Origin of the sequence: Actinoplanes sp. NPDC049598 (assembly GCF_040675435.1) — a bacterium.
In the GTDB taxonomy this organism is placed as follows: domain Bacteria; phylum Actinomycetota; class Actinomycetes; order Mycobacteriales; family Micromonosporaceae; genus Actinoplanes.
Genome location: NZ_JBFAOX010000006.1, coordinates 296143 through 321231, shown reverse-complemented (window position 1 = coordinate 321231; position 25089 = coordinate 296143). Strand labels below are relative to the sequence as shown.

Sequence of the window (25089 nt, the reverse complement as noted above, 5' to 3'; positions counted from 1 at the left end):
CGTATCGTTCGGCGCATGTCTGTCGAGGTAAAAGCGAGGGCCGGCTGGTCGGCAGTGGCTCCGGTTGCCGCCGCATCCTTCACGCTTGTGCTGTCTGAATTCATTGCCGTCGCTGTTCTGCCCTCGATTGCCTCAGGGCTCGGAGTCACCGACGGTGATGCCGGGCTGGCCGTGGTGCTGCCGGGACTGGTGGCGGCGATAGCCGCCCCGGGAGCCGTCCTCGTCGCCGGCCGGCTGGATCGCCGTACGTTGCTGTGCGGCTTGACCGTTCTGCTGGCCCTCTCGAACATCCTCGCCGGTCTGGCGCCGACCTTCCCGGTTCTGCTGATCGCTCGTGCGTTGCTTGGCGTCGCGGTAGGCGCCTTCTGGACGATCGGGGTGGCGGTGGGGCCGCGGCTGGTGCGGCCGGAACGCGTGGCCACGGCGACCGCACTGATCACCGCCGGGATCTCGGCGGCGACGGTGGTGAGTCTCCCGGTGGGCAGTGTGCTGGCCCAGCACTGGGGATGGCGTTGGGCGTTGCTGCTCGCCGGTGGCCTGGCCGTGGTCGTTACGGGGTGGCAGGCGTTGACGCTGCCGGCGATGCCCGCGACCGAGTCGGCGCCCGGATGGTCTGCCCTGACATCGGTCCTTCGTTCCCGGCGTGATCAGGCGGGCATCGCGGTCGCCGCGCTGCTGTTTTTCGCCCATTTCGGCGCGTACACCTTCATCACGCCCTATCTGACCGGCACGGCGCACTTCTCACCGACCGCCGTGAGCGCGCTGTTGCTCGGCTTCGGCGCGGCCGGCCTGATCGGAAACTTCGCCGCCGGCGCGGCGGTGGGCCGGGCCCTGGCGGCCACGCTGGGAGCCCTGGCGCTGATATTGGCCGGCTCGATCTCACTTCTGATCGCCGTGGCCGACGTTCCGCTGGGGGTGGCTGCCCTAGTCCTGCTGTGGGGGCTGAGCTGGGGTGGAATCCCGCTGGTCGTGCAGACCTACATGATGGGCGGCCGAGCCGCCGAGGGCGGGCTCGCCCTGTTCGTATCCACGACACAGTTGTCGCTGGCGGCGGGATCGGCCGTGGGTGGCCAGATCGTGGACCGCTGGGGCCTGGGACCGGACTACGTCACGTTCGCCGTTCCCGCCCTCATCGCCATGGTGCTGACCGCCACGGCGATCCGGCACTACTCTCAGGCGGGGCAGGCGTGAGTCGCCGACGACAGAGGCCTCCGGCATCGGGTTCCTCGGCTGGCCGGGGAACCGTCTGCCGGAGGCCTCTAGGGCTGCGATCGTTCCGCTCGCTCCAGGAGATCAGCGGAGCCGACGGAAACAGTCACGCATCTCGGTAGTGAAGATCGCCGGTTGCTCGAACGCCGCGAAGTGGCCTCCCCGGGCCGCCGTACGGAAATGAATGAGATCCTTGTAGGTCCGCTCCGCCCATACGCGCGGTGTGCTGATGATCTCCTTCGGGAACACCGTGACCCCGACCGGCAGGTCGTACGTGGTCCAGGTGGTCGTGGGATTCTCCCAGTAGATGCGGCCAGACGACGCCGCTGTATCGGTGAGCCAGTACAGAGTGATGTCATCGAGGATGCGATCCATCCCGATCTCAGCAGCCGGGTTGTAGTCGCTGTCGGTCCAGGAGGCGATCTTCTCGTAGATCCACGCCGCCTGACCCGACGGCGAGTCGGCCAACGCGTAACCGATGGTCTGCGGGCGGGTGGTCTCCAGAGACAGGTACGCCGCGCCGGTGGCCTGGAAGTCGGCGATCTGCTTGAGCGCCTTCTGCTCCTCGGCATCGGGGTTGTCCCCGACCGGCGGCGCGAACAACAGCGTCGGGAAGTTGGTGTGGATGCCAAGCAACGCAGGGGGTTTGAGCCGCGCCAAGGCGTGGGTGACGCCCGAACCCCAGTCGCCGCCCTGAGCGACGTAGTGGCGGTATCCGAGGCGTCTCATCAATTCCTGCCAGGCCCGGGCGATGCGGTCCACGGACCAACCGGTCTCAGCCGGCTTGTCGGAGAACCCGAATCCCGGCAGTGAGGGGATAACCACGTCGAACGCGTCGGCCGCCGTGCCACCATGAGCGGTCGGATTGGTCAGCGGTTCGATGACCTCCAGGAACTCGATGAACGAGCCCGGCCAACCATGCGTGAGCAGGATCGGCAGGGCATTGCGGTGCTTCGACTTCACATGGACGAAGTGGATGCCGACGCCATCGATGAGTGTCCGGTACTGGTCGTACTTGAGCAGCTGCCGTTCGAAGCGGCGCCAGTCGTAGCGGCGCGCCCAGTAGTCCAGCAGTCGCTTCATTTCATCGAGAGGCACGCCCTGGGCCCACCCGCTCACGGTCTGCCGGTCCGGCAGGCGCGTCCTGGTCACCCGGCGGCGCAGTTCGTCGAGGGCAGCGCCGGGCACGGACACCCGGAACGGTTTGATTGCGGTGGTTGCCGCAGGCAGGGCCACCTCAGCGATCGACGCAGCTTGTGCGGGCTCGCTGTGGGCGAGCAGAACCGCCGGAGTGGCCGCGGCCAGGCCTGCCCCGGCGGTCAGTCGCAGTGCTGTGCGTCGCGACAGATGGTTCTCAGTTACTGACAGCAATTCAACGCCTTTCTCGACTTCGGCTTCATTGCCGTTGAGCGGAATTATGTGACGCCACATGCGATGCGGAGTGAATCTATGTCTTATCGCGCACCGTTGATCGATGAACTGGCATTGTTTAAGTCATCCCGCAGTCAGATGACCGGCCAGGGCGGACTCATGCCAAGTTCCGCCATTCCGGCGCCCGATCGGAACGTGTTCGATCTGCGGCGCTCTCCCACGCGTGATCCGTCGGTCACGCGACTCAGGATGACTTAAACGTCCCGGCGAAGCCGTCCGGCCGGTTGTGGCCGATTTACGCTCGGCCGATGACCAGGGCAATCGTTATGGACGACTACGGGTCGCCGGATGTGCTCCGGCTGGTCGAAACCGAGGCTCCGCCGCCGGGCGCGGGGCAGATTCGGGTGGAGGTGCGCTATGCCGGGGTCGGCCCGACCGACCTGGCCATCCGGGCCGGGCACCTCGACGGTGTCTTCCGGGCCGGGCCGGGCCGGGCACCGCGGCCCTGCCGGCTTCGGGCGAGGCAGCCGTACGGGTCCTCGACCAGCTCGCCGTGACGGCGGGGGAGTCCCTGCTGGTGCTGGGCGCCGCGGGCTCGGTCGGCCGGATCGCGACTCAGGTCGCCGTGGCCCGGGGTGTACGGGTACTCGCCGCCGTTCGTCCTTCGGACTTCGATGCTGTACGGAGTCTGGGCGCGGACCCGATCGACTACCACGACCTGTCGGGCCGGGTCGACGCTGCGCTCGACGCCTCGGGCCGCAGTGATCTGTCCCGCGTGATCGAGATGGCGGGCGGCACCTCCCCGGTCATCACGCTCTCCGACCCGCGTGGCCCCGGGCTCGGCGTGCGGCTCTCGAATGTCGTCCCGGCCGGCGTGGTCCCGGCGTTGCGCGAGGCGATGAGCCGGCTCGCCGCCGGTGAGCTGGCGTTGCAGCAGCAGGTCGTCGTCCCCCTGGCCGAGGCCGCGGACGTGCACAGCCGCCTCGAGAAGGGCGAGCTGCGGACCAAGGCCTTGCTGGAGATCTAGGCGGGAACGGCCCGCAACGCGAAGTCGATCGTGGCGTACAGGCTCGCCCGGTCGACTCCGGCCGCGGCGTGCACCGCGTTGCCCTCGCTGACCGTCATGACGTACCGCGCGAGGGCCGCCGGGTCGGTGCCGGCCGGCAGATCGAGTTCGGCCAGGCGCTCGGCCAGGGCGCGCTCGCCGGCCAGCCGGCTGGTGGCCAGGAACTGCGCTATCTCGCCGTCGTCGCTGCCTCCGGCCAGCCCGCCCTGGATCGACAGGCAGCCCGCCGGGCGGTCGGGCCGGGTCAGGGCGTCGGCGTTCGCTGTCAGGAACTTCTCGATGACCTTGTACGCGGTGGGTTCGGCCAGCGCTGCGCGGGCGTACGCCATGTCGTGCTCGGCGTACCGGGCGACCGCGCGGCGGAACAGCTCCTCCTTGTTGCCGTACGCCGCGTACATGCTCGGCCGGTTGATGCCCATCGCGCTCGTGAGGTCGGTGAGCGACGCCCCTTCGTACCCGTGCTCCCAGAACACCTCGATGGCCCGGTCGAGGGCGGCGTCGGCGTCGAAGCCGCGCGGCCGTCCCTTTGTCTTCAGCGTCACAGCAGTGAGTCTACCGCTCGGTACAGAAGTGCGCTATGTTCATTCCATACCGAGCGATACAAAATTGAGGAGGTGACTCATGAAGCAGGTAGGACTCTGGAGCATGCAGTTCCGGGGTGCCGCCCGGCCGCAGGTACGCGACGCCGTGGCCGAGCTGGAGGAGCTCGGCTGGGACACCCTGTGGATGCCCGGCCTCGACGGCGCCGGCGCTCTCGACGACGTGACCCAGCTGGCTGAGGCCGCGCCGCGGAGCACGATCGTCACGGGCGTGCTGAACATCTGGGGTCAGACCCCGCAGGAGCTGTCGAAGCGGCTCGCGCCCTACAGCGACCGGATCCGGCTCGGCCTGGGCGTCGGTAGCAGGCCCGGTGACCCGTTCGCCGCCATGAACGACTACCTCGACGAACTCGACCGGCCGGCCTGGGTGCTCGGCGCGCTGGGCCCCAAAATGGTCGACCTGGCCGTAGCCCGCACCTCGGGCTGGCACCCATTCCTGGTCACGCCCGCCTACGTGGCCCGGGAGCGGGCCCGCGTCGGCGCCGGCCCGGTGATCGCCCCGCACCAGGCAGTCGTCCTCGGAGGTTCCCGCGACGAGGCCCGCGCGGCGGCCCGAGCCGAGATCGGCATGTTCATCGGCTTCCCGGCCTACCGCAACAACCTGCGCCGCCTCGGCTACACCGACGACGACCTCGTGCCCGGCGGCAGCGACCGCCTCATCGAGGACCTCGTCACCCACGGCACGGCCGACGACATCGCTCACCGGGTCAAGGCCCACCTGGACGCCGGCGCCGACCACGTCGCCCTGCACGTCCTCGGCTCTTCTTCTCTCCCTCTCGCGCAATGGCGCGAGCTCGCCTCACTCGCTTCAATCGAAAAGGAAAACTGATCATGGGACAGCTCGACGGCAAGACCGCCCTCGTCACCGGCGCCACCGCGGGCATCGGCCTCGCCTCGGCCCGCCGCCTGGCCGCCGAAGGCGCACACGTGTTCGTCACCGGCCGCCGCAAGGAGGCACTGGACGAGTTCGGCGACGGCTTCACCGCCGTACAGGCCGACGTGTCGAACCCCGACGACCTCGACCGCGTGTACGCGGCCATCGCCGAGCACGGCAAAGGCCTGGACATCCTGTACGCCAACGCGGGCGGCGGCGAGTTCTCGGCCCTGGCCGACATCACCTGGGACCACTACGCCACCACGTTCAACACCAACGTCGGCGGCACCATCTTCACGGTCCAGAAGGCGCTCCCGCACCTGAACCCGGGTGCCTCGGTCATCATCACCAGCTCCAACATCGACGTGAAGGCCGCGCCGGCGTTCAGCGTCTACGCCGCGACCAAGGCCGCCCTGCGCTCCTTCACCCGCAGCTGGGCCGCCGAACTGGTCGACCGCAAGATCCGGGTCAACGCCATCGCCCCCGGCCCGATCAACACCCCCGGCCTGTCCGGCCTGGCCGGCACCCCCGAGGACGCCGCCCAGCTGCTGAAGGGCCTCGCCTCCGGCGTCCCGATGGCCCGCCTCGGCTCGCCCGAGGAGATCGCCGAGACGGTGCTGTTCCTGGCCTCCCCGGCCAGCGCCTACGTGACCGGCTCGGAGATCTACGTGGACGGCGGCGCCAGCCAGGTCTGATCCTCGAGGCCCGGGCTACTTGGCCCGGGCCTCAGGCGGCCGCAACGTTGCACCGCCGGAAACCGCTCGCAACCCATGACGGAGGTCGCCGACGCTGTGACGCCAAGAATTGAGGGAGTGCACCACCTGAAGGTGCCGGTGAGTGATCTCCAAACCTCCCTGGACTTCTACGAACGGGCGCTCGGCGCCCAGCGCATCCCGGAAGCCGACCACATCCGGCCGGACGGCTCCCTGTTCGCCTACATCCTGCGCATCGACAACCTCGGCACCCTGCTGGAGCTTCGGTTGAATCCGGACCGCGCCCGCCTGCACGGCGGGTTCGACCCGATGACCCTCCTGGTCAAGGACCGGACTGCACTACGGGCATGGGATGAGCATCTGTCCCAGCAGGGCATCGCGCATTCCCCCGTGCTGACGGCGATGCAAGCTTGGCTGATGGTCGTACCAGATCCCGACAACACGAGAATCCGCCTCTACACGGCCGAGACGCACGGCCCGGAGCTGCCGCCGGACGCGGCCAGCCCTTGGCTTGACGACTCGGTGCGGCAGACCTGAGCCGATCTCCGGCGCTCGGCTACGTCCGCGTGTCAGATGTCCGTGGTCGAGGTGATGAGTTGCTGTCGCCGGAGCTGCAGCGGTACGCGATCGAGCAGTACGCGGCACGGCATCGGATCACGGTTGTCGAGTGGATCGTCGAACTCGACGCGTCCGGCCGGACGTTCCGGAACCGCCGGATCGACACCATCGCCGATGGCGTCTCGGCCGGGCGGTGGTCGTGTGCGCTGCTCTGGAAGTGGTCGCGGTGGGGCCGCGACCTGCGTGACAGCTTGGTCTACCTCGACCGGATAGAGACGGCCGGCGGCGTCGTACGGGCCGTGACGGAGGACATCGATCAACGCAGTCGCTTCGGCCGGTTCACCCGCGACGAGTTGCTGTCGATTGCTGGGCTGCAATCAGATCTGATCGCGGACGGCTGGAAAGAAGTCCATGCCCGGCGCCGCCGGGCCGGTCTGCCGCACACCGGCGGCCCGCGCTTGGGCTACCACTATCGCAACGGTCGATACGAGATCGACCCGGCCGCCGTGGTGCACACGGTTGATGCCTACACCTGCTACGTCGCGGGTGTGTCTCACCGGGCTCTCGCGGCCCGATGGAATGAGGCCGGCCTGCGAACCGTCGCCGGCAACCTGTGGACCGGCCAGTCGATGGCCCGGATGATGGACACCGGTTTCGCCGCCGGCCTCATCCGCGAACGCGCCGACTTGGGCACGAGCACGGACGCGCGCCGGGGTATCGCCGCGTTCGCCTGGCGGCTCGGAGTGCACGAGCCGATCATCGACCTCGACCTGTGGCAGCGATACCAGCAACGCCGCGCCGCCCGGCCTGCGGTGGCCGCACGGGCCGCCGCGGTGACCTATCCGCTGTCCGAGCTGCTGCGCTGCGGGTTCGACGGATGCGGCACCCGGATGGTCACCACACGCGCGGGCCGCAACAAGATCCACTCGTGGGTGTGCCCCCACGCCCGAGACCAACGGACCCACGCGTTCAACTCGATCTCGAACCGGCGGGCGATGACCGCCGTACGCGCCTGGCTGATCACCCAGCAGAACAGTTCGCTTGGCGTCTACCGAGACGCCGCGACAACCCTGGCCGACCTCGACGCGCAGATCGAGCGGCTCCGACAGGAGCGGTACCGGCTGACTGACGTCTACACCGACGGCCACCTCACCCGAACCGAGTTCCGGGCGATCAAAGACGAGATCGAAGCCGCGATCCAGCACCTCGGCCAGCGCGCGGTCGCCATCCTCGAACAGCAACCAGCCGCCGGTGACAACTTCGACAAGGCACTCATACGGCTGCGCGACGACTGGGACCAGCTGCCACCCGAAGAGCACCGCGACGCCTTGGCCGCCGTGCTGCACCACGTGCTCGTCATGCCCGGCCCGCATGCGCCGGGCAAGATCCAGCCGGTCGGCAGGTGGGCTCAGCCTGAGATCGAGCGGGCGCTCTAACAACGAAGCGTTCGACACCGCGAGACGACCGGTCGCGCGGCACGAGCGCAAGCGGAATATCAGCTGCTAGGAGGCCAAATCGCGGTCTTGTGACCGATATTACCAACCGGGCTTCGGGCGGAAGATCCTGGGCGCCCAGTGGCTTGTCGCAGTTGTGGCCGAAACTCGCACTGTAACCCCGCCCGAAGACGACCTCTCTCCTGGAGAGCTGCTGCCCTCGGGGCGGCGGTTCCGGATTGTTCTCGTGCTCGGATTCCTGACCGCGCTCGGTCCGCTCACCATCGACATGTACCTGCCTGCACTGCCAACCATTACCGACGACTTCGGCGCCACCGCGGCCGCCGTCCAGCTCACCCTGACCGGCACCCTGGTCGGCCTCGCGTTCGGACAGCTTCTGGTCGGCCCGCTCTCGGACGCGGTAGGGCGCAAGGTGCCGCTTCTCGCCGGCGTCGGCGTCCACCTGATCGCCTCCCTGCTGTGCGTCATCGCACCCAACCTGGCAACCCTCGGCACGCTGCGCCTGCTCCAAGGCCTCGGTGCGGCCGCTGCCTCGGTGGTGGCGATGGCGATCGTGCGTGACCTTTTTAGCGGGTTCGCCGCAGCCCGGCTGTTCTCCCGGCTCATGCTGGTGGTCGGCGTCGCCCCGATCCTCGCCCCGACCATCGGCGGCCAGACCCTGCAGTTCACCTCCTGGCGCGGCGTGTTCGTCGTGCTGACCCTCGCCGCGGCCGCGATCATGGCGTCCACCGCGATTGTGCTGCCCGAGACCCTGCCTGCTGAGCGTCGCCGCAGTGGCGGGATCGCAGGCACCGTCCGCGACTACGGGCGCCTGTTCACCGACCGGGTGTACGTCGGCCTGATCCTGGTGGCCGGCCTGGCGATGGCGGCCCTGTTCGCCTACGTCAGCGGCTCCTCCTACGTCCTGCAGGACGACTTCGGCCTCAGCGAACAACAATTCGCGTTCGTCTTCGCCGGCGGCGCGGTCGGTCTGATCGGCGCCACCCAGTTCAACGTCCGGCTGCTGCGCCGGTGGACACCCCAGCAGATCCTGGCCGCATCCCTGCTGGCCGGGCTTGGCTTCGGCCTCGTACTGCTCGTCCTGGCCCTCACCGAGGTCGGCGGCCTGGTCGGCATTCTGATCCCGCTGTGGCTGGTCTTGGCCATGGTTGGCCTTGCCATGCCGAACGCCCCTGCCCTGGCGCTATCCCGTCACGGTGAGGCCGCCGGCACCGCCGCAGCTCTGCTCGGTGCCGTGCAATTCGGCGTCGGCGCCCTGGCCGCGCCCTTGGTCGGCATTCTCGGCGTCGGTGCGGTCGCTATGGCCATCGTGGTCTTCGGCGGCATGCTCGCCGCCACCCTCGTCTGCTTCCTCGTCGTCCAGCCCCACCGTCTTCCCGTCGAGCAGACCGAAACGGTCGTCGCCATCGCGCACTGACTGGCTGAACGGCGGTCGAACGGTAGAGACGGTCGGCCGCCGTTCAGGCTGCTCAAAACAGGGCGCCTCGCGTCGGCGCATGCTGGACTACCACAGGCGAAGTAGCTGTTCGATGGGGCCGTTGCGGTCGTAACGCGAGACTGCCATCACTAGCTTGAGGGCCAATCGGTGGCGATTCTGCCGGGACCGCCCTCTGACAGGGGCGGGGCGTCCCGGCGACACTACTGCCTTCACAGGCCACAGTAGATCGTACACACTGCGTACATGTCGGCGGAATTTGGCTCCGAGAGTCCGGTATCGATCAGGTTGGCGAGACCAGGTCCGGGTGATCGTGGCGTCATCCAGGCGGCGATCGCACTCGGTAACAGGGCCCGTTCGACGCTGGGACACATGCCGTTTTCCGCCTACGACGACGCTGCCGCGAAAAGCACTCTACTGGTGGCTTATGCCGACGACCATGTGGTGGGCTACGCCTTGTACGCCCTCGCGCGTCGTCGTGTCCGGCTGGCTCACCTGTGTGTCGACAAGGCATGGCGTGGCAAAGGCATCGCCCGGCTGATGGTGGAGGACATCAGCGAACGTCACGCCGACCACCTCGGAATCGCCGCCCGCTGCCGCCGCAACTACCGGCTCGGCAAGATGTGGAGCACCCTTGGCTTCGCCCAGCGCGGCGAACGCGCGGGCCGCGGCAGTAGCGCCGAGCCGTTGGTTGACTGGTGGCGCGACCATTTCCACCCCAACCTGCTGTCTTCCGACGCCGACACCGTCCTGGTACGCGCGGCGATCGACATGAACATCCTGCGGGACATAACCGAGCGAGGCCGCACCAATGCCGACGAGTCGCGAGCGTTGCTGGCCCCGCACCTGGTCGGGTTGCTGGAAATAGTTCGCACCCCAGCGTTGAACGTTGAGATCGACCTCACCTTCACGAAGGAGGAGCCGCTGACGTACGCGAAGAGCGCGGAGAACGCGAGCCCGGCGACCAGGATGAGCCCGACGTACGCGCGGTCGGTGAACAGCCGTCCGTAGTCGCGCAGCGTGCCGCCGAGGCCGCCGTTGCGCCGGCGCTCGGCCGGCAGGGTCTCGGGCAGAATCAGCGCGGTGGCCGTCATGATGGCCGCGCTGGCCAGGGTGAGCACGACGAAGACGCCGCGCCACGACGTCCAGTTGAGGACCGTGCCGCCGATGGTCGGGGCGAGGATCGGGGCAACGCCGCTGACCAGCATCAGGCGGGAGAAGAGCTTGGCCGCGGCGAGCCCGGAGAACAGGTCGCGCACGATCGCCATGCCGATCACCGCGGCGGCTGCGGCGCCGAGGCCCTGCAGCACGCGCACGGTGCCGAGGACGGCCAGGTTGGGCGCGACCACGCAGAGCACCGAGGCCAGGATGTGCACCCCGACCCCGGCCAGCAGCGGCAGGCGGCGGCCGATGGCGTCGGAGAGCGGGCCGGCGAGCAGCTGACCCAGCGCCAGCCCGAGCAGCGTGCCGGTCAGCGTGAGCTGCACGGCGGCGTCGGTGGTGTGCAGGTCGGCGGCGATCGTCGGGAGCGACGGCAGGTACATGTCGATGGTCAGCGGCCCGAGCGCGGAGAGGAATCCGAGAACGAGAACGATCCGGAGCCTTCGGCCGGAGGGCAGGAGATCACCAGGAGATTGCATATTCGGTTACGAGTATCTGCCGGCGCTCATTCTTCCGCCCCGTAACAGTGCTCACAGGTCAACCGAATGCTGGAAATCCGGTTGACGTTTGTGCTGGTCACCCGCCCGTGGGACGAGTGACCGTTCACACGTTGTCGCTCGCCGCGTCACGGGGTTGTCTTGAACCCGTACGGATAAGAGTGCGAGTGAAAGGCGGACCATGGCCCTGCGTCCCGGAGCCCGGGCCTGGGCGGTGTGGGCCGTCGGCCTCGCCGCGTACGTCGTCGCGGTCCTGAACCGCACGTCGCTCGGCGTGGCCGGGCTGGACGCGCAGGACCGCTTCCACATCGGCGCCGGCGCCCTCGCCTCGTTCGCCGTGCTGCAGCTTCTCGTCTACGCCGGTCTGCAGGTGCCGGTGGGCCTGCTGCTCGACCGCTTCGGCTCGCTGCGGCTGATCGTCACCGGTGGCGTGCTGATGGCGGCCGGTCAGGCGCTGATGGCCACCACCGACAGCGTGGGCGGGGCGATCGCGGCCCGGGTCCTGGTCGGCGCGGGCGACGCGATGACCTTCATCAGCGTGCTGCGGCTGGTGCCGCAGTGGTTCCCGGCCAAGCGGGTGCCGGTGGTCACCCAGCTCACCGGCATCGTCGGGCAGGCCGGGCAGGTGCTCTCGGCCGTGCCACTGGCCGCCCTGCTGGCCGGGCCGGGCTGGGGCACCGCTTTCCTGTCGGCGGCCGGGCTCGGGGTCTTCGTCTCGGTGGTCGCGTTCGCGGCGCTGCACGACACCCCCGAACGGAAGATCAGCAGCGGCGAGGCGCTCACCTTCGGGCAGCTGCGGGCCGACCTGAGCAGCGCCTGGCGGCACCCGGGGACCCGGCTCGGGCTGTGGACGCACTTCACCACCCAGTTCACCGGCACGGTGTTCGCGCTGATGTGGGGCTTCCCGTTCCTGATCGCCGGGCAGGGCCTGCCCCGCGAGACGGCGAGTGCCCTGCTGACCCTGTTCGTGCTGGTCGGCATGGCGGCCGGGCCGCTGCTGGGCGTGCTGGTGCAGCGCTACCCGCTGCGCCGGTCGAACCTGGTGCTCGGCATCGTGGCCGCCAACGCGGCCGGCTGGGGGCTGGTGCTGGCCTGGCCCGGGCACGCGCCGATGCCCGTGCTGGTGCTGCTCGTGCTGGCCCTGGGCATCGGCGGGCCGGGCTCGATGATCGGGTTCGACTACGCCCGTACGTTCAATCCACCGCACCGGCTCGGAACCGCGACCGGTGTGGTCAATGTCGGCGGCTTCGTCGCCTCTCTGCTCTCGATCGAGCTGATCGGGCTGATCCTGGACGCCCGCACCGGCGGGTCCGCGGACTACGACATCGCGGACTTCAAAATCGCCATGGCGGTGCAGTACGTATTCATGGCCGTCGGTCTCGCCGGAATCCTGCGTACGCGCAGGCTGGCCCGGAACAGGATGGCCGAGGAAGGCATCGTGATCCGTCCGCTCCGTCAGGTGATCGCCGAGCGCCGGGGTTTAGCAATCGGCCGAGAGGTAAAGGCGAAGTCCTGAAAACAGGCACATGACGGACTGAGGAGGACATGACCGAGCACGCACCGGGCCGCTGGTCCGGCATCGACATCACCAAGACCGTCGCCGGCACGCTCGCCGCGGTTTCCGCGGCTTTCCTGGGATCGTTCCTGGGCGTCGCCGGCACTCTGATCGGCGCAGCGGTGGCCAGCATCGTCGGCTCCGTGGGAACGGAGCTCTACAAGCGCTGGCTCGACCGGGGCACCGAGAAGATCAAGTCGACCTTCGTGACGGCGCCGGCCGCTATCGGCACGCCCGAGGTCGCCGCGGCGGCCGAGGAGAAACCGTCCGAGCCGGCCGTGCCGCGGAAGATGCGCTGGGGGCGGATCGCCGCCTTCGCGGGCGCGTTCTTCGTGCTGGCGATGGGATCGCTGACCGCCTTCGAGATGGTCGCTCAGCGCAGCGCCGCGGATCTGGTACAGGACAAGACGAGCTCGAGCTCGACCCTCGGCATCCCGCTGAAGAACAAGAGCAGCCAGAAGGACGAAGCTCCCACGCCGGCCACGTCGACCTCGCCGACCGCCGAGCCCTCGGAGGACCCGAGCGGGGAGCCCACGACGTCGGAGTCACCCGCAGCGGACCGCTCGGCCGAGCCCACGGACTCCGCGGCGCCGACCGAGACCCCGACCGACGCGCCCACCACCGACGCGCCGGCCCCGGCTGACGAACAGCCGCAGGACGGGGAGACTCAGCAGGACGGCTCGACCACCGATGGGCAGACGCCCCAGCAGGACGAGGTCGGCCCCACCGGACAGGCGGGAGAGTAGATGGACGCCAAGGGCATTCTCACCGAGGCTTTCGGCCGGCTGCCGGAGCTCGTCTCCACGGCCGTGCAGGGCCTGACCCCCGAGCAGCTGCGCTGGCAGCCGGGGGAGGGCGCGAACTCGATCGGCTGGCTCGTCTGGCACCTGACCCGGGTCCAGGACGATCACGTGGCCGAGGTGATGGGGGCCGACCAGATCTACGCGACCGGGGGCTGGGCCCCGCGCTTCGGCCTCAAGGACGCGGAGGAGACCGGCTACGGCCACGACGCGGCCCAGGTGGCCGCGGTGGCGCCGGAGAGCGCCCAGGTGCTCGAGGACTACTTCGCCGCGGTGAACGAGCGGACGATCGGCTATCTGGCCGGCCTCGGCGAGGCCGACCTCGACCGGGTGGTCGACGAGCGCTGGGATCCTCCGGTGACCTTGGGCGTACGCCTCGTGAGCGTCTACGACGACGACGCGCAGCACGCGGGGCAGGCCGCCTACGTGCGTGGCCTGATCGAGGGCCGCTAGGCGACGGCTTCGTTCAGGCGCCGGCCGGGGCGAGCTGGCGGCGGCAGCGGCGGGCCGGGGTCGCCGAGCGGGTGACGGGCACGAGGGCCGGGCGGCGGCAGTAGTAGACGAGGGCCGGTGGCAGGTTGGCCCACACGGTCCGGCCGAGCAGGACCTCGTCGAACCAGCTGTCGAGCGCGCCCCGCAGCCGGCGGGCCGGCGCGGCCCAGCGCAGGTGAACATAGGCGAAGGTGGTGAAGGCGCCACCGGGAGCGAGGGCCTGGACGGCGGCGGCCAGGATGTCGCGCTGGCGGTCGGGGGCGAAGGCGGCCCACGGCAGGCCACTGACGATCACGTCGGCGCCGGCCAGGCCCCGCTCGGCCAGCAGGCCGGGCAGGGCGCCGGCGTCGGCCGTGATCACTTCCACGTTGGGGTGGCGGGCGGCCAGCTGCTCGGCCAGGCGCGGGTTGATCTCGATGGCGAGGTGCCGGCCCCGGCCGTCGAGGCGGCGCTGGATGGCCTCGGTGAACGGCCCGGTCCCGGGCCCGAGCTCGACGACGACCGGATCACCCGTGCTGGGGATTGGGGCCACGGCCAGCTCGGAGAGAGCGGCCCCGCTGGGCGCGACGGCGCCGACTTCCCACGGGCGACGGAGAAATTCCGACAGCAAAGACATCGCAACCTGCCTGCTAGGGTAAGTGGAGGATTACTCCGCCTACGATATGGAGGATTCCTCCGTTCCGCAAGCACACCTGAGAGCACCCTCAGCCGGCGGGGCAGGCAGGTCGGGGCGGCGGCGTGGCGGCGCGAGGGCGTGGCGGCGCGAGGGCGTGGCGGCGCGAGGGCGTGGCGGCGCGAGGGCGTGGCGGCGCGAGGGCGTGGCGGCGCGAGGGCGTGGCGGCGTGGCGGCGCGAGGGAATGGTGGCGTGGCGGCGCGAGGGAATGGTGGCGCGAGGGCGTAGCGGTGCAAGTGTGGGCGCGGCGGTGTGAGGGTGTGGGAAGGCGGAGGGCGAGGATGACGCAGGAGAGGCCGATGCGGGCCGATGCGCGGCGCAAGCGGGAGGCGATCATCGCGGCCGCCGTCGAGGTGTTCAGTGAGCGCGGCGTGGACATCGCGCTGGACGAGGTGGCGCGGCGGGCAAATGTCGGCATTGCCACGCTTTACCGGCACTTTCCGACCCGGGAGGCGCTGATCACCGGGGCCTACCTGCACGAGATCGGCCGGCTCTGCACGGGCGCCGATCAGCTTTTGTCGGAAATGCCAGCCGACCAGGCGCTCAAGACGTGGATGATGCGATTTGTCGGTAATGCGCAGGGTAAGCCGGGCCTGGCCATGGCCCTCAAGTCGATCGTGAAAGCTACGGACGCCGAAGGGCTGGCCGCCTCACACGACGAGGTCTACGCGGCGTTGCAGAAGTTCCTCGACGCCGGGCACCGGGACGGGATCTTCGCGTCCCGGATCGAGGCGGCGGTGCTGGCCAACGCCCTCAGCGGCATCAGCCTCGCCAACGACGCGGAGGGCCGGGCGGCGCAGGCCGCGGCGATCATCGATCTGACCGTCAACGGCCTGCGGTATCCGGGCTAGGCGGAGGCGGGCTCCGTCAGGGGGAGCCGGACCTTGAACTTGGTGTCGCCCGGCTGCGATTCCAGGTGGATGTCGCCGCCGTGGCCGTTGACCACGATCCGGAACGAGATGTCCAGGCCGAGGCCCGTGCCCTCGCCTACCGGCTTGGTGGTGAAGAACGGCTCGAAGACCCTCTTCTTGAGCGCCTCGGGCACGCCGGGCCCGGTGTCGCCGACCGAGACGATCACGTAGTTGTCGTCCCGGTAGGTCTTGATGGTGAGCGTGCCGGCGCCGTTCATGGCCTGCACCGCGTTGTCGATCAGGTTGGTCCAGACCTGGTTGAGCTCGGCCGGGTGAGCCGGGATCTGGGGCAGGGAGCGGTCGTAGTCCTTCACGACCTTCACCCCCGTACCGATCTTGTGGGTGAGCATGACCAGGGTGCTGTCGAGGCCGGTGTGCACGTCGATCCACTGGTGGGCCGCGCGGTCCATCTGCGAGTACTGCTTGGCCGAGGCGACCAGCGACGACACCCGGCCGGTGGCGTCCTCGATGTCGGTCATCAGCTGCTCGGTCTCAAGCGCGTAGCCGATCCAGTGGATGGCCTGGTCGAGCAGTTCGGGCGAGCCGACCTTCTGCTCGATCAGGTCGAGGCACTCGAGGTCGAGGCCGCCCTGGGCGAAGACCGCGGCCAGGTCCCAGCCGCCGGTGACGTTGCGCTCCTCCATCCAGTCGCCGAGCTCGTCCTCCCGGTCGGAGATCTGCATGGCGGTCAGGGTGGGGGCCTTGGCCGCCCGCTCGATCACGTCTTCCTGAAGCTCGACCAGCGCCACCAGGCGGTCGGTGGGCACCTTGCCGGCGGCCAGCATGCCCAGCTTGTGGCGCATGCCGGCGACCCGCTGGCGCAGCGAGGCGGTGGCCCGGGAGGCGGCCGCGGCCGGGTTGTTCAGCTCGTGCATCAGGCCGGCGGAGAGCGCGCCGAGGGCGGTGAGCCGCTGGCGTTCGCTGATCGCCGCCTGCGAGCTGCGCATGCCCAGGGTCAGGCCCTCGAGCAGGTGGACGGCCATCGGGAACCACTCGCGCATGATGTGCCCGAAGTCCTCCGCGCTCATCACGAAGAAGTCGGAGTCGTCGAGCGCGCGCATGCTGGCCATGTACTTGCGGGGGACACCGTCGTCGCGCAGGTAGGCGTTGGTGGCGCCCATGTACACGCCGCGCTGTTCGGTGCGGCTGGTCTGCACGTCGTCCTGGCCGACCTTGCGGCTGAGCGCGATCGTTCCGCTGAGCAGCACGAAGAACTTCTCCGCGGGGTCGCCTTCCTGGATCACGACGCCGCCCGCGGGCATGTGCATGGTGCAGCCGTGGTCGGCGATCCACTGCAGCTGCTCGTCGGTCAGCTTCTCGAACAGGAAGAGGGTGCGAAGCTCGTCCGGCGTGAGGGCGCCGGGTTCGCAGGGAACGAGAACGGGGTCGGTCATCTCACTGCGCCTCCAGGTAACGATGGACCAGCGTGACGGCCATCGCGCCCTCGCCGACCGCCGAGGCCACCCGCTTCACCGAGTTGGCCCGGACGTCGCCGGCTGCGAAGATGCCGGGAACACTGCACTCCAAGTAGAACGGATCGCGGTCCCGATCCCATCCCTTCGGACGGGATCCGTTTGAGAGCAGATCCGGGCCGGTGTAGACGAAGCCCTTCTCGTCGCGGGCGACCGAGGTGCCGAGCCAGTCCGTCCGCGGTTCGGCGCCGATGAAGACGAACAGGTAGCCGCACTCGACGGTGGTGCTCAGGCCCTCTTTGCTGTCGCAGATCGTGATCGCCTGCAGGTGGCCGTTGCCCTCGGCCCCGATCACCTCGCAGCGGGTCCGGACGCGGATGTTGTCCACCTGGTTGAGCTGCTGGATCAGGTAGTACGACATCGACGCCTCGAGCGAGTCACCCCGGACGAGCAGGGTCACCGTGCGGGCGTACTTGGAGAAGAAGAGCGCGGCCTGACCGGCCGAGTTGGCCCCGCCGACGATGTAGACGTCGGTGCCGGCGCAGGACGGGCCCTCGGTCGAGGCCGAGCCGTAGTAGACGCCGGAGCCGGTGAACTCGGCGATGCCGTCGGCCACCAGCGGGCGGTAGGCGACGCCGGTGGCCAGCACGATCGAGTGGGCCGAGACCTCGCCGCCGTCGGCGAAGGTCAGGGTGCGGGCCGACCCGTCCGTCCGCAGCCCGGTGACCTCGCGGGTGTTGAGCACCTCGGCGGAGAACTTGCCGGCCTGCCGGCGGGCCCGGTCGGTGAGCTGGGCGCCCGAGATGCCGTCGGGGAAGCCCAGGTAGTTCTCGATGCGCGAGCTCTGGCCGGCCTGGCCGCCCACCGCCTGGCGCTCGACCAGCAGCGTCTTGAGGCCCTCGGAGGCGCCGTAGACCGCGGCGCCGAGCCCGGCCGGGCCGCCGCCGACGATGATCAGGTCGTAGAAGTCCCGCTCGGGTGCGGTCGAGAGCCCGGCCGCCTCGGCCACCTCGGTCGTGGTGGGCTGGGCCAGGGCGCGGCCGTCGGCCGTGACCACCAGCGGGATCGCCTCGGGACCGACCCCGGCCGCCTCGAGCAGCCGGCGGCCCTCGGCCTCGTCGGCGCCGTACCACTTGTAGGGCACGAGGTTGCGGGCCAGGAAGTCGCGCAGTTGGTACGACGGCTCGCTCCAGCGGTGGCCGACGACCCGGATGTCCTCGATCTCGCGGTCGCCGGTGGCCTGCCACGCGTCGAGCAGCGCGTCGATCACCGGGTAGAGCTTCTCCTCCGGCGGGTCCCACGGCTTGAGCAGGTAGTGGTCGACGTCGACGACGTTGATGGCCGAGATGGCGGCGTCGGTGTCGGCGTACGCCGTCAGCAGCGCCCGCCGCGCGTTCGGGAACAGGTCCATCGCCTGCTCCAGGAACTCGATGCCGTTGATCTGCGGCATCCGGTAGTCGGCGAGCATCACGGCGACCCGGCCGCCGCGCAGCTTGAGCTCCTTGAGCGCGTCCAGGGCGTCCGAGGCCGAGGAGGCGCGCACGATCCGGTACTGGTCGCCGTAGCGGCGGCGCAGGTCCCGGGCGATGGCCCGGGAGACCGAGGGATCGTCGTCGACGGTGAGGATCGCGGGATGGCCCATGTGTCGTACCTCAGCTCCGGCTAAGAAGGTCGGCGTATTCGGGGTGACGGTCCAGGTATCCGATGACGAAGGGGCAGGAGACGACGACCGGGGTGGCCCGGCCGCGGGCGTCCTCCAGGGCGGCCGCGGCGAGCCGGCTGGCCAGGCCGCGGCCGGAGAACGTCTGCTCGATCTCGGTGTGCATCAGCTCGATCTTCTCCCCGTGGCGGCGGTAGTTGAGCACGCCGGCCACCTCGCCTCCCAGCAGCACCTCGTAGCGCTGGCGCTCGAAGCTGTCGACCACGACGGCGTCGGCCGAGTCGGGCACGCCGACCTGGGCGCTGCCCTCGACCCGCAGCTTGCGCCGGGCCCGCTCGTAGAACGAGGTGCCGCCGAGGCGGATCACGTTGGCCGCGGCCGGGATGGGCTCGATGGCCAGCTTGTCGTCGGGGCGGGCGTAGCCCTCGATGATGCCGTCGACCTCGATGGCCAGCCGGCCGCTGGTCGGCAGCACGTCGAACTCGAGCCGCTCGGAGAGGGCCAGCATCAGCGGCCGGTTGAACGACGAGTGGGCGGCCGAGGCGGTGACGATGATGCCCTCGACGTTGGGGGAGACGATCGGGCCGCCGGCCGAGAAGCTGTACGCGGTGGAGCCGGTCGGTGTGGAGACGATGACCGCGTCGGCCGCGTAGTTGACGAAGTTCTTGCCCTCGACCGAGATGCCGACCGCGGCCAGGCCGTCGCCGGGCACCCGGACCATCGCGATGTCGTTGAACGCGGAGACCCGGTTGCCGTCGGGCAGCACGGTCTGCAGGGCGGTGCGCGACTCGACGGTGAACTTGTGCTCGTCGATCGCCGACAGCGCGGCCGGCAGATCGGGCAGGTCGACCTCGGCCAGGAAGCCCAGCCGGCCCACGTTGACCCCGAGCACGGGCGTCTTGCGCCCCTCGACCAGCCGCATCGTGCGCAGCATGGTGCCGTCGCCGCCCAGGCTGACCAGCAGGCCGGCCCGCTCGACCATCTCCTCCGGGCTGACCGCCTCGGCCTGGCAGTCGATCCGGTCGATCTCCTCATGCAGGCCCAGCACCTGGACGTTGCGCCGCTGCGCCCACCGGGTGATCGCGTCGATCGCGGACCCGCAGTCACGCCGTGGGTGCAGCACCAGGCCGACCACCTTGACCATGCCCATTTGCCCGTACACCCCGTCTGCTGCGAACGACTTGTGAAGAACACAGCCTTGCACGATCGGGGCGGAGTCGGCGAGAGGAGGCGACGGAGGCCACGTGGTTCATACGGGCAGGTTTCTTCTTTGTTTCTTGACAGCGTTGTCACACATCGACAGCCTCCGATCTATCCCCACTGGAAAGGAAGTTGGCTATGCGTAAGCGCTGGCTCGCTGTCGCCGCTTCGGCGGTCACCCTTCTCACCCCCGTACCGGCCCAGGCCGCCCCCGGCGACGGCCCGGACCTGGCCCCCGACATGATCGCCGCGATGAAGCGCGACCTGAAGCTCGACGACGCCGGTGTCGCCGTCCGCCTGCGCACCGAGGCGGCCGCGCCGGTGGTCGAGCGCCGGCTGAGGACCAAGCTCGGCTCCGCCTTCGCCGGGGCCTGGATCCCCTCCGGGGCCTCCCGTCTGACCGTCGCCGTGACCGATTCCTCCGCTTTCCCGGCCGTACGGGCGGAGGGCGCCACCCCCACGCTGGTCGCGCGCAGCGCCGCTGACCTGGCCAAATCGCGCGACGCCCTGGACCGGCACGCGTCCGCGGCGGCTGCATCGTCGGTCCGGGGCTGGTACGTCGACACGACCGCGAACCGCGTCGTCGTCATGGCCGCGCCCGGGGCGTCCGCTCAGGCTTCGCGGTTCGCTCAAGCCAGCGGGGCCGGCGAGGTCACCGTGGTCGCCGCCGAACAACCGCGGCCGCTCTACGACACCCGCGGCGGCGACCAGTACGTGATCAACGGGAACACGCTCTGCTCGGTCGGCTTCGCGGTCGCCGGCGGCTTCGTCAGCGCCGGCCACTGCGGCGGAACGGGCAGCCCGACCCTCGGCTACAACAACGTCGCCCAGGGCACGTTCGCCGGTTCGTCGTTCCCGGGCAACGACTACTCGTGGATCCGTACGAACGGGAACTGGACCTCCCAGCCGTGGGTCAACAACTATTCCGGCGGCAACGTGACCGTGGCCGGCTCGCAGGAGGCCGCGATCGGCAGCTCGGTGTGCCGCTCCGGGCGTACCACCGGGTGGCGGTGCGGCACGATCCTCGGCCGCAACGAGACGATCGTGTACGCCCAGGGTTCCGTCTCCGGGCTGGCCCGCAGCAACGCGTGCGCCGAGCCGGGCGACTCCGGCGGCTCGTGGATCTCGGGCAACCAGGCCCAGGGCGTCACCTCCGGCGGCACGGGCAACTGCTCCAGCGGCGGCACGATGTGGTTCCAGCCGGTCAACGAGATCCTGTCGGTGTACGGGTTGTCGCTGACCACGACCGGCGGCGGCAGCTCGGGTTCCGCGCTGATCAGCAGCCTCAACAACAAGTGCCTGGACGTGCCGAACAGCAACTTCTCCGACGGCGTACCGGTGCAGATGTGGGGTTGCAACGGCACCGGCGCCCAGCAGTGGAACTTCGTGAACGGCACCCTGCAGACGTCGAACAACAAGTGCCTCGACGTGGCGTGGGGCTCGACGGCCAACGGCGCGGTCATCCAGATCGCCAACTGCAGCGGCAACGCGGCCCAGCAGTTCGTCCTGTCCGCGGCCGGTGACCTGGTCAACCCGCAGGCCAACAAGTGCGTCGACATCGACGCCTGGAACGCCAACGACGGCGCCCGGCTGGTCCTCTGGGACTGCACCGGCGGGGCCAACCAGAAGTGGCGTCGCGGGTAACCCGGCCGCGAGAAAAGGGCAGAAGACCCTTAAAGGAACCATAAAGATCTTGGCCGTACGGGCGGATCGCCGCCCCCGTTCCGAGGATGGGCAACGTCCCCATCCCCGAACCGGAGGCAAGCACCACGATGCGCCGTACAAGAACGATCATCCTGTCCACCGTCGCCGTGGTGGCGGCCACGGCGACGGCCTGGTTCGCGCTGCCGGCCTCGGCAGCCGCACCGACGGCCTCGGTGAAGACGGTCTCCGACTGGGGGAGCGGCTGGCAGAACGAAGTCACCATCAGCAACACCGGGGCGTCCGCCATGACGTCCTGGAAGGTGGAGTTCGATCTGCCGGCCGGGACGTCCATCGGCAGCTTCTGGGACTCGGCCATGACCGGCGAGGGGGCGCACCGGACATTCTCGAACCGGGATTGGAACGGCGCCGTGGCCGTGGGGGCCTCGGTGACGTTCGGGTTCGTCGGATCCGGGGCCAAGCCGGTCAACTGCAAGCTGAACGGGGTGGCTTGCGGGGGCAGCGGCGGCGCGGTGGTCACCACCGCGCCGACCGCTGCTCCGACGACGGTGCCGACTGTCGCGCCCACCACTGCACCCACGACCAAGGCGCCGACCACGGCTCCCCCCACTCCCAAAGCGGACGAAACGACCGCTGTGCCGCCGGTCAGCAACGTTCTGCCGGTCACGGTGAGCAACAAGACCGGGCGCGGTGACTCGGTGTTCCTGTACGTGCTCGGCGTGAACCTGACGACCGGCAAGCTCGGCTACGTCAACTCGGCCGGCGCGTTCACCGCGTGGACCGGCGGCGGGTCCGTGCCGGTGCCCGCGCCCGACGTGTCGATCACCGGCCCGGCCAACGGGGCCAGCACCACGATCAAGGTCCCTCGTAATCTGTCCGGCCGGCTCTACATGTCGTTCGGGCAGAAGCTCGACTTCCGGCTCACCACCGACGGCCTCGTCCAACCGGCGCCGTGGGCGGGCGGCGACGCCAACCACGACATCCTGTTCGACTGGAGCGAGTTCACCCTCAACGACTCCGGGCTGTGGCTCAACAGCTCCCAGGTGGACATGTTCGCCGTCCCGCACATCGTCAGCGTCACCGGCGGCAACGGCGTGACGTCGAAGACCGGCGAGCTGAAGAGTGGCGGCCGGCAGGCCGTCATCAACGCGATCAAGGCGTCCCCCGACTTCGCCAAGAGCGTGGTCACCCGGGCCGACGGCACCGTGCTGCGCGTGCTCGCCCCGGGCAAGGCCGCCGACGCCGGCCTGATGAGCCCCACGTACCTGGACTCCTACATTTCGGGCGCTTGGAACGCGTACAGCTCGAAGAACCTGACCGTGGTCCCCTTCACCGACCAGCCGTCGGTCCGCTACACGGGCCGGACCAGCGGCAACGTCATGAACTTTACCGACTCCAGCGGCAAGACGGTCGCCTCGTTCACCAAGCCCTCCACCGCCAACGTGTGGGGCTGCGACGGCGCCCTGGCCGCCCCGAACGACCAGGTCGTCGGCCCGATCGCCCGCACCCTGTGCGCAGCCCTGACCCGTACCACTCTCGGCCGCCTCGACACCCAGCCCAGCGGCACCGCGGCCGACTTCTACCAGGGCAACCCGGCCAACCTGTACGCCAAGGCCGTCCACGAGAACATGGTCGACGGCAAGGCCTACGCCTTCGCCTTCGACGACGTCCAGAACCAGGAGTCCCTCGTCCACGACGGCGACCCCCGCCAGGCAGGCATCACCCTCACCCCGTTCTGACCGGCCCCGGCGGCGCGGCAATCCATTGGGCTGCCGCGCCGCCTCGGGTGGCTCCAAGCGCCGGAGGTGGAGGTCGCTGTGCGGGATGCTGTCGCGGCCCTCGACCTGAGCCGGGCCGAGTTGCCGGGCGCGGCCCGGGTGCTGGAGCTCATGCGCCAGGTCGTTCAGGCCGTGCTTGAGCAGGCCGGCTTTCCGGTCCGGGACGCTTCGTAGATCAATGGGGCGCAGGCCTTCATCCCGCGGTGAGACGTGGGTCACCTTATTAGGTACAGTCACCGTCCTACTCGGTAGTAACCAAGGACGGGGGGCTGGTGTGGAGGACAAAAAAGCGCCGCCGCCGGCTTCGGGGTGGCGTCGGTTGGCGGGGCGGTTGCCGGACGGGCTTGTGGAGGCTGGGCGGCGTGTTGCGGCGTCCGGGGCGGTGCGGGCGGCGGGGCGGCTGTGGGCCAGCCCGCCGCGGTGGATCATTCCGGCTGTGGCGGTCGCTGTGGTGCTGGTGGCCGTGCTGGCCGGCTACCAGGTATTCGGCGGAAACAGTGGTCAGGCGCCCTTGGCGGCCTGGGCCAGCCCGTCGGCGGGGCCGCCGGCCGCCTCCGCGCCGGCCGGGCCGCGGCCCAGCGCCTCCCCGGTCAAGGCGACGGACGACCTGGCGCTGGTCTGCGACGGCCTGTACTACCCGAAGTCGCCCCGCTACGCCGGTCGGGCCCCGCACCAGATCAGCATCGGGGTCGCCGACACGCTCCCGAACCGGGCGCATCGCATCCGGGCCGCCTTCGACGTCCCGTACAACCTCAGCAAGCCCACCCGGGACGCCTGGCTGCCCAGTGACCCCGCCAAGTCCCAGCTCGTCGCCTGCGTGACCCTCACCAGGAACGGCACCCCGCTGAAGAAGTGCGACACCCACGAGCTCGCCCGCGGCGTCTACTCCCTCGCCCTGTACGAGGTCGCCACCGGCCGCCGCCTCCTGCAGAAGCAGCTCTTCGGCGACACCACCACCTGCCCGAACGTCGCCCCGGTCGGCTCGGGCCCGACGATCGCCACGACTGTGTCGGACAAGGTGCTTTATCAGCAGCTGCAGGCCTACGTCATCAAGAAGTGAGTCAGGGCTTCATCACCTCCTCGTAGTAGCGGGGAAAGTCGGGGCGGCGACCGTCGACGTCGGTGAGGTCGTAGTGGACGGCCAGGTCGGCGCTGGACAGGGTCTGGCCGCCGAACCGGCCGGCCCCGGGGTCGGCGGCCAGGGCAGCGACGCCGCGACCGACGTACCGCGGTGACTCGGACATCAGGAAGTGCGGGTCCTTGGCGGCGCCGGCCCGCCAGCCGGCCTCGGTGACGCCGAACTTGTCGAGCATGCGCTCGGAGCGCAGCCACCCGGGGGTGACGGCCACGGCGTCGCCGCCGAAGGGGCGGAGCTCGAAGCTCTGGGCCTGGGCGAGACGGATCACCGAGGCTTTGACGAGGTCGTAGTAGATGGACTCGCGGTAGTCGCCGGACTTGCCGTCGGTCATCTCGACGACGAGGCCGCCCGGCCGTCGAATCAGCAGCGGCAAGGCGTGATGGCTGGTGATCAGATGCGTGTCGACGCCCTGATGGAGCATGCGCAGGCCGCGATCGAGGTCGTGCTCCCACACCGTCTTGCCCCACTCGGTGAACATGTCACCGCCCCACACGTTGTCGACCAGCAGATCGAGCCGCCCCTGCTCCTCGTCGACGCGAGCGATCAGCGCCGCCACCTCGGCCGGCCGGCTGTGGTCGACCCGTACCGCAACCCCGGCCCCACCCGCGGCGGTGACAGCAGCCGCGGTCTCCTCGATCGTCTCCGGCCGGTCCATCTCGGACCGCCCCGCGGCCGTGCTCCGCCCGGTCGCGTAGACCGTCGCCCCCAGCGCCCCCAGCTCCACGGCAATGCCCCGCCCGGCCGCCCGCGTCGCCCCGGCGACGAGTGCAACCTTGCCCACCAGCGACCTCATCCCGGCATCGTCCCAGCCGGGTACGACAGTTTCCGCGCTGAGCTCCCGACCTGCCACCGGCCTTCGTCAGCGATGCG

Annotated in this window: 24 protein-coding genes and 1 pseudogene; 17 read left to right on the top strand and 8 right to left on the bottom strand. The window is 69.9% G+C overall.

What is annotated here, in order from left to right; translation table 11 throughout:
* Positions 1-15 precede the first annotated feature (15 nt).
* On the top strand, positions 16-1191 hold the full coding sequence (locus AB0J66_RS16990; RefSeq protein ID WP_364660890.1) for an MFS transporter: 1176 nt from the start codon (positions 16-18) through the stop codon (positions 1189-1191).
* Between the two features lie 102 nt (positions 1192-1293).
* Here the strand turns inward: AB0J66_RS16990 and AB0J66_RS16985 are convergent, their stop codons facing one another.
* A complete protein-coding gene (locus tag AB0J66_RS16985; protein ID WP_364660887.1) occupies positions 1294-2640 on the bottom strand; it encodes an epoxide hydrolase in 1347 nt (448 codons plus the stop codon).
* Between the two features lie 248 nt (positions 2641-2888).
* Between AB0J66_RS16985 and AB0J66_RS16980 the strand changes: the two genes are divergently transcribed.
* The gene (locus AB0J66_RS16980) at positions 2889-3137 is read left to right on the top strand and encodes a hypothetical protein (protein WP_364660884.1); all 249 of its coding nucleotides are present in this window, start codon (positions 2889-2891) and stop codon (positions 3135-3137) included.
* Entirely contained in the window at positions 3134-3607 is a 474-nt protein-coding gene (locus AB0J66_RS16975) for a hypothetical protein (RefSeq protein WP_364660883.1), read from the top strand. Before AB0J66_RS16980 ends, AB0J66_RS16975 begins: the two co-directional genes overlap by 4 nt.
* Here the strand turns inward: AB0J66_RS16975 and AB0J66_RS16970 are convergent.
* The gene (locus tag AB0J66_RS16970) at positions 3604-4188 is read right to left on the bottom strand and encodes a TetR/AcrR family transcriptional regulator (protein WP_364660880.1); all 585 of its coding nucleotides are present in this window, start codon (positions 4186-4188) and stop codon (positions 3604-3606) included. The two genes, AB0J66_RS16975 and AB0J66_RS16970, sit on opposite strands and share 4 nt — an antisense overlap.
* Positions 4189-4267: 79 nt before the next feature.
* Here AB0J66_RS16970 and AB0J66_RS16965 point away from each other — a divergent pair, with 79 nt between their 5' ends.
* The 6 genes and pseudogenes from AB0J66_RS16965 to AB0J66_RS16940 form a co-directional block, all read left to right on the top strand.
* On the top strand, positions 4268-5074 hold the full coding sequence (locus tag AB0J66_RS16965; protein WP_364660878.1) for a TIGR03620 family F420-dependent LLM class oxidoreductase: 807 nt from the start codon (positions 4268-4270) through the stop codon (positions 5072-5074).
* Positions 5075-5076: 2 nt separating this feature from the next.
* Positions 5077-5814, top strand: coding sequence for an SDR family oxidoreductase (locus AB0J66_RS16960; RefSeq protein ID WP_364660875.1), 738 nt, complete (start codon positions 5077-5079; stop codon positions 5812-5814).
* 75 nt (positions 5815-5889) lie between these two features.
* The gene (locus AB0J66_RS16955) at positions 5890-6369 is read left to right on the top strand and encodes a VOC family protein (protein WP_364660872.1); all 480 of its coding nucleotides are present in this window, start codon (positions 5890-5892) and stop codon (positions 6367-6369) included.
* Complete coding sequence (locus tag AB0J66_RS16950) at positions 6366-7826, top strand: recombinase family protein (RefSeq protein WP_364661210.1); 1461 nt, start codon at positions 6366-6368, stop codon at positions 7824-7826. The genes AB0J66_RS16955 and AB0J66_RS16950 overlap by 4 nt, the downstream gene beginning before the upstream one ends.
* Positions 7827-7980: 154 nt before the next feature.
* On the top strand, positions 7981-9261 hold the full coding sequence (locus AB0J66_RS16945) for a multidrug effflux MFS transporter (protein WP_364660869.1): 1281 nt from the start codon (positions 7981-7983) through the stop codon (positions 9259-9261).
* A gap of 264 nt (positions 9262-9525) precedes the next feature.
* A pseudogene (locus AB0J66_RS16940) lies at positions 9526-9873 on the top strand (GNAT family N-acetyltransferase); the annotation flags it as partial.
* 11 nt (positions 9874-9884) lie between these two features.
* On the opposite strand, the gene AB0J66_RS16935 reads toward AB0J66_RS16940, so the two are convergent.
* Entirely contained in the window at positions 9885-10919 is a 1035-nt protein-coding gene (locus AB0J66_RS16935; protein WP_364660867.1) for a Bcr/CflA family efflux MFS transporter, read from the bottom strand.
* 199 nt (positions 10920-11118) lie between these two features.
* Between AB0J66_RS16935 and AB0J66_RS16930 the strand changes: the two genes are divergently transcribed.
* From AB0J66_RS16930 to AB0J66_RS16920, 3 genes are read left to right on the top strand one after another with little or no spacing between them, the layout of a single operon-like run.
* Positions 11119-12453: an MFS transporter gene (locus tag AB0J66_RS16930; protein ID WP_364660864.1), complete on the top strand. Its 1335-nt coding sequence runs from the start codon at positions 11119-11121 to the stop codon at positions 12451-12453.
* A 29-nt stretch (positions 12454-12482) separates the two neighbouring features.
* Positions 12483-13238: a hypothetical protein gene (locus AB0J66_RS16925; RefSeq protein WP_364660861.1), complete on the top strand. Its 756-nt coding sequence runs from the start codon at positions 12483-12485 to the stop codon at positions 13236-13238.
* The gene (locus AB0J66_RS16920; RefSeq protein ID WP_364660858.1) at positions 13239-13745 is read left to right on the top strand and encodes a DinB family protein; all 507 of its coding nucleotides are present in this window, start codon (positions 13239-13241) and stop codon (positions 13743-13745) included.
* A 13-nt stretch (positions 13746-13758) separates the two neighbouring features.
* On the opposite strand, the gene AB0J66_RS16915 is transcribed toward AB0J66_RS16920, so the two are convergent.
* Positions 13759-14400, bottom strand: a complete 642-nt coding sequence (locus AB0J66_RS16915) for a methyltransferase domain-containing protein (RefSeq protein ID WP_364660856.1) — start codon at positions 14398-14400, stop codon at positions 13759-13761.
* Between the two features lie 339 nt (positions 14401-14739).
* Between AB0J66_RS16915 and AB0J66_RS16910 the strand changes: the two genes are divergently transcribed.
* Positions 14740-15309 carry a TetR/AcrR family transcriptional regulator gene (locus AB0J66_RS16910; RefSeq protein WP_364660853.1) on the top strand — a complete coding sequence of 190 codons (570 nt, stop codon included), beginning with the start codon at positions 14740-14742 and terminating at the stop codon, positions 15307-15309.
* Here AB0J66_RS16910 and AB0J66_RS16905 read toward each other — a convergent pair.
* From AB0J66_RS16905 to AB0J66_RS16895, 3 genes are read right to left on the bottom strand one after another with little or no spacing between them, the layout of a single operon-like run.
* Positions 15306-16763, bottom strand: coding sequence for an ATP-binding protein (locus tag AB0J66_RS16905; protein ID WP_364660851.1), 1458 nt, complete (start codon positions 16761-16763; stop codon positions 15306-15308). The two genes, AB0J66_RS16910 and AB0J66_RS16905, sit on opposite strands and share 4 nt — an antisense overlap.
* A 1-nt stretch (position 16764) precedes the next feature.
* Positions 16765-18423 (bottom strand): FAD-dependent oxidoreductase, encoded by a 1659-nt coding sequence (locus tag AB0J66_RS16900; protein ID WP_364660848.1) that lies wholly within the window; start codon positions 18421-18423, stop codon positions 16765-16767.
* A 10-nt stretch (positions 18424-18433) separates the two neighbouring features.
* Positions 18434-19591 (bottom strand): NAD(+)/NADH kinase, encoded by a 1158-nt coding sequence (locus AB0J66_RS16895; protein ID WP_364660845.1) that lies wholly within the window; start codon positions 19589-19591, stop codon positions 18434-18436.
* A 188-nt stretch (positions 19592-19779) separates the two neighbouring features.
* Here AB0J66_RS16895 and AB0J66_RS16890 point away from each other — a divergent pair, with 188 nt between their 5' ends.
* From AB0J66_RS16890 to AB0J66_RS16875, 4 genes are all read left to right on the top strand, one after another.
* Positions 19780-21285: a ricin-type beta-trefoil lectin domain protein gene (locus AB0J66_RS16890; protein ID WP_364660843.1), complete on the top strand. Its 1506-nt coding sequence runs from the start codon at positions 19780-19782 to the stop codon at positions 21283-21285.
* A gap of 86 nt (positions 21286-21371) precedes the next feature.
* A complete protein-coding gene (locus tag AB0J66_RS16885) occupies positions 21372-23042 on the top strand; it encodes a beta-1,3-glucanase family protein (protein WP_364660841.1) in 1671 nt (556 codons plus the stop codon).
* A 78-nt stretch (positions 23043-23120) separates the two neighbouring features.
* A complete protein-coding gene (locus AB0J66_RS16880; RefSeq protein WP_364660839.1) occupies positions 23121-23255 on the top strand; it encodes a hypothetical protein in 135 nt (44 codons plus the stop codon).
* A 262-nt stretch (positions 23256-23517) separates the two neighbouring features.
* Positions 23518-24141 carry a hypothetical protein gene (locus tag AB0J66_RS16875; protein ID WP_364660836.1) on the top strand — a complete coding sequence of 208 codons (624 nt, stop codon included), beginning with the start codon at positions 23518-23520 and terminating at the stop codon, positions 24139-24141.
* A 1-nt stretch (position 24142) separates the two neighbouring features.
* Here AB0J66_RS16875 and AB0J66_RS16870 read toward each other — a convergent pair whose 3' ends face one another.
* Positions 24143-25012, bottom strand: coding sequence for an SDR family oxidoreductase (locus tag AB0J66_RS16870; protein WP_364660833.1), 870 nt, complete (start codon positions 25010-25012; stop codon positions 24143-24145).
* Between the last annotated feature and the right edge of the window lie 77 nt (positions 25013-25089).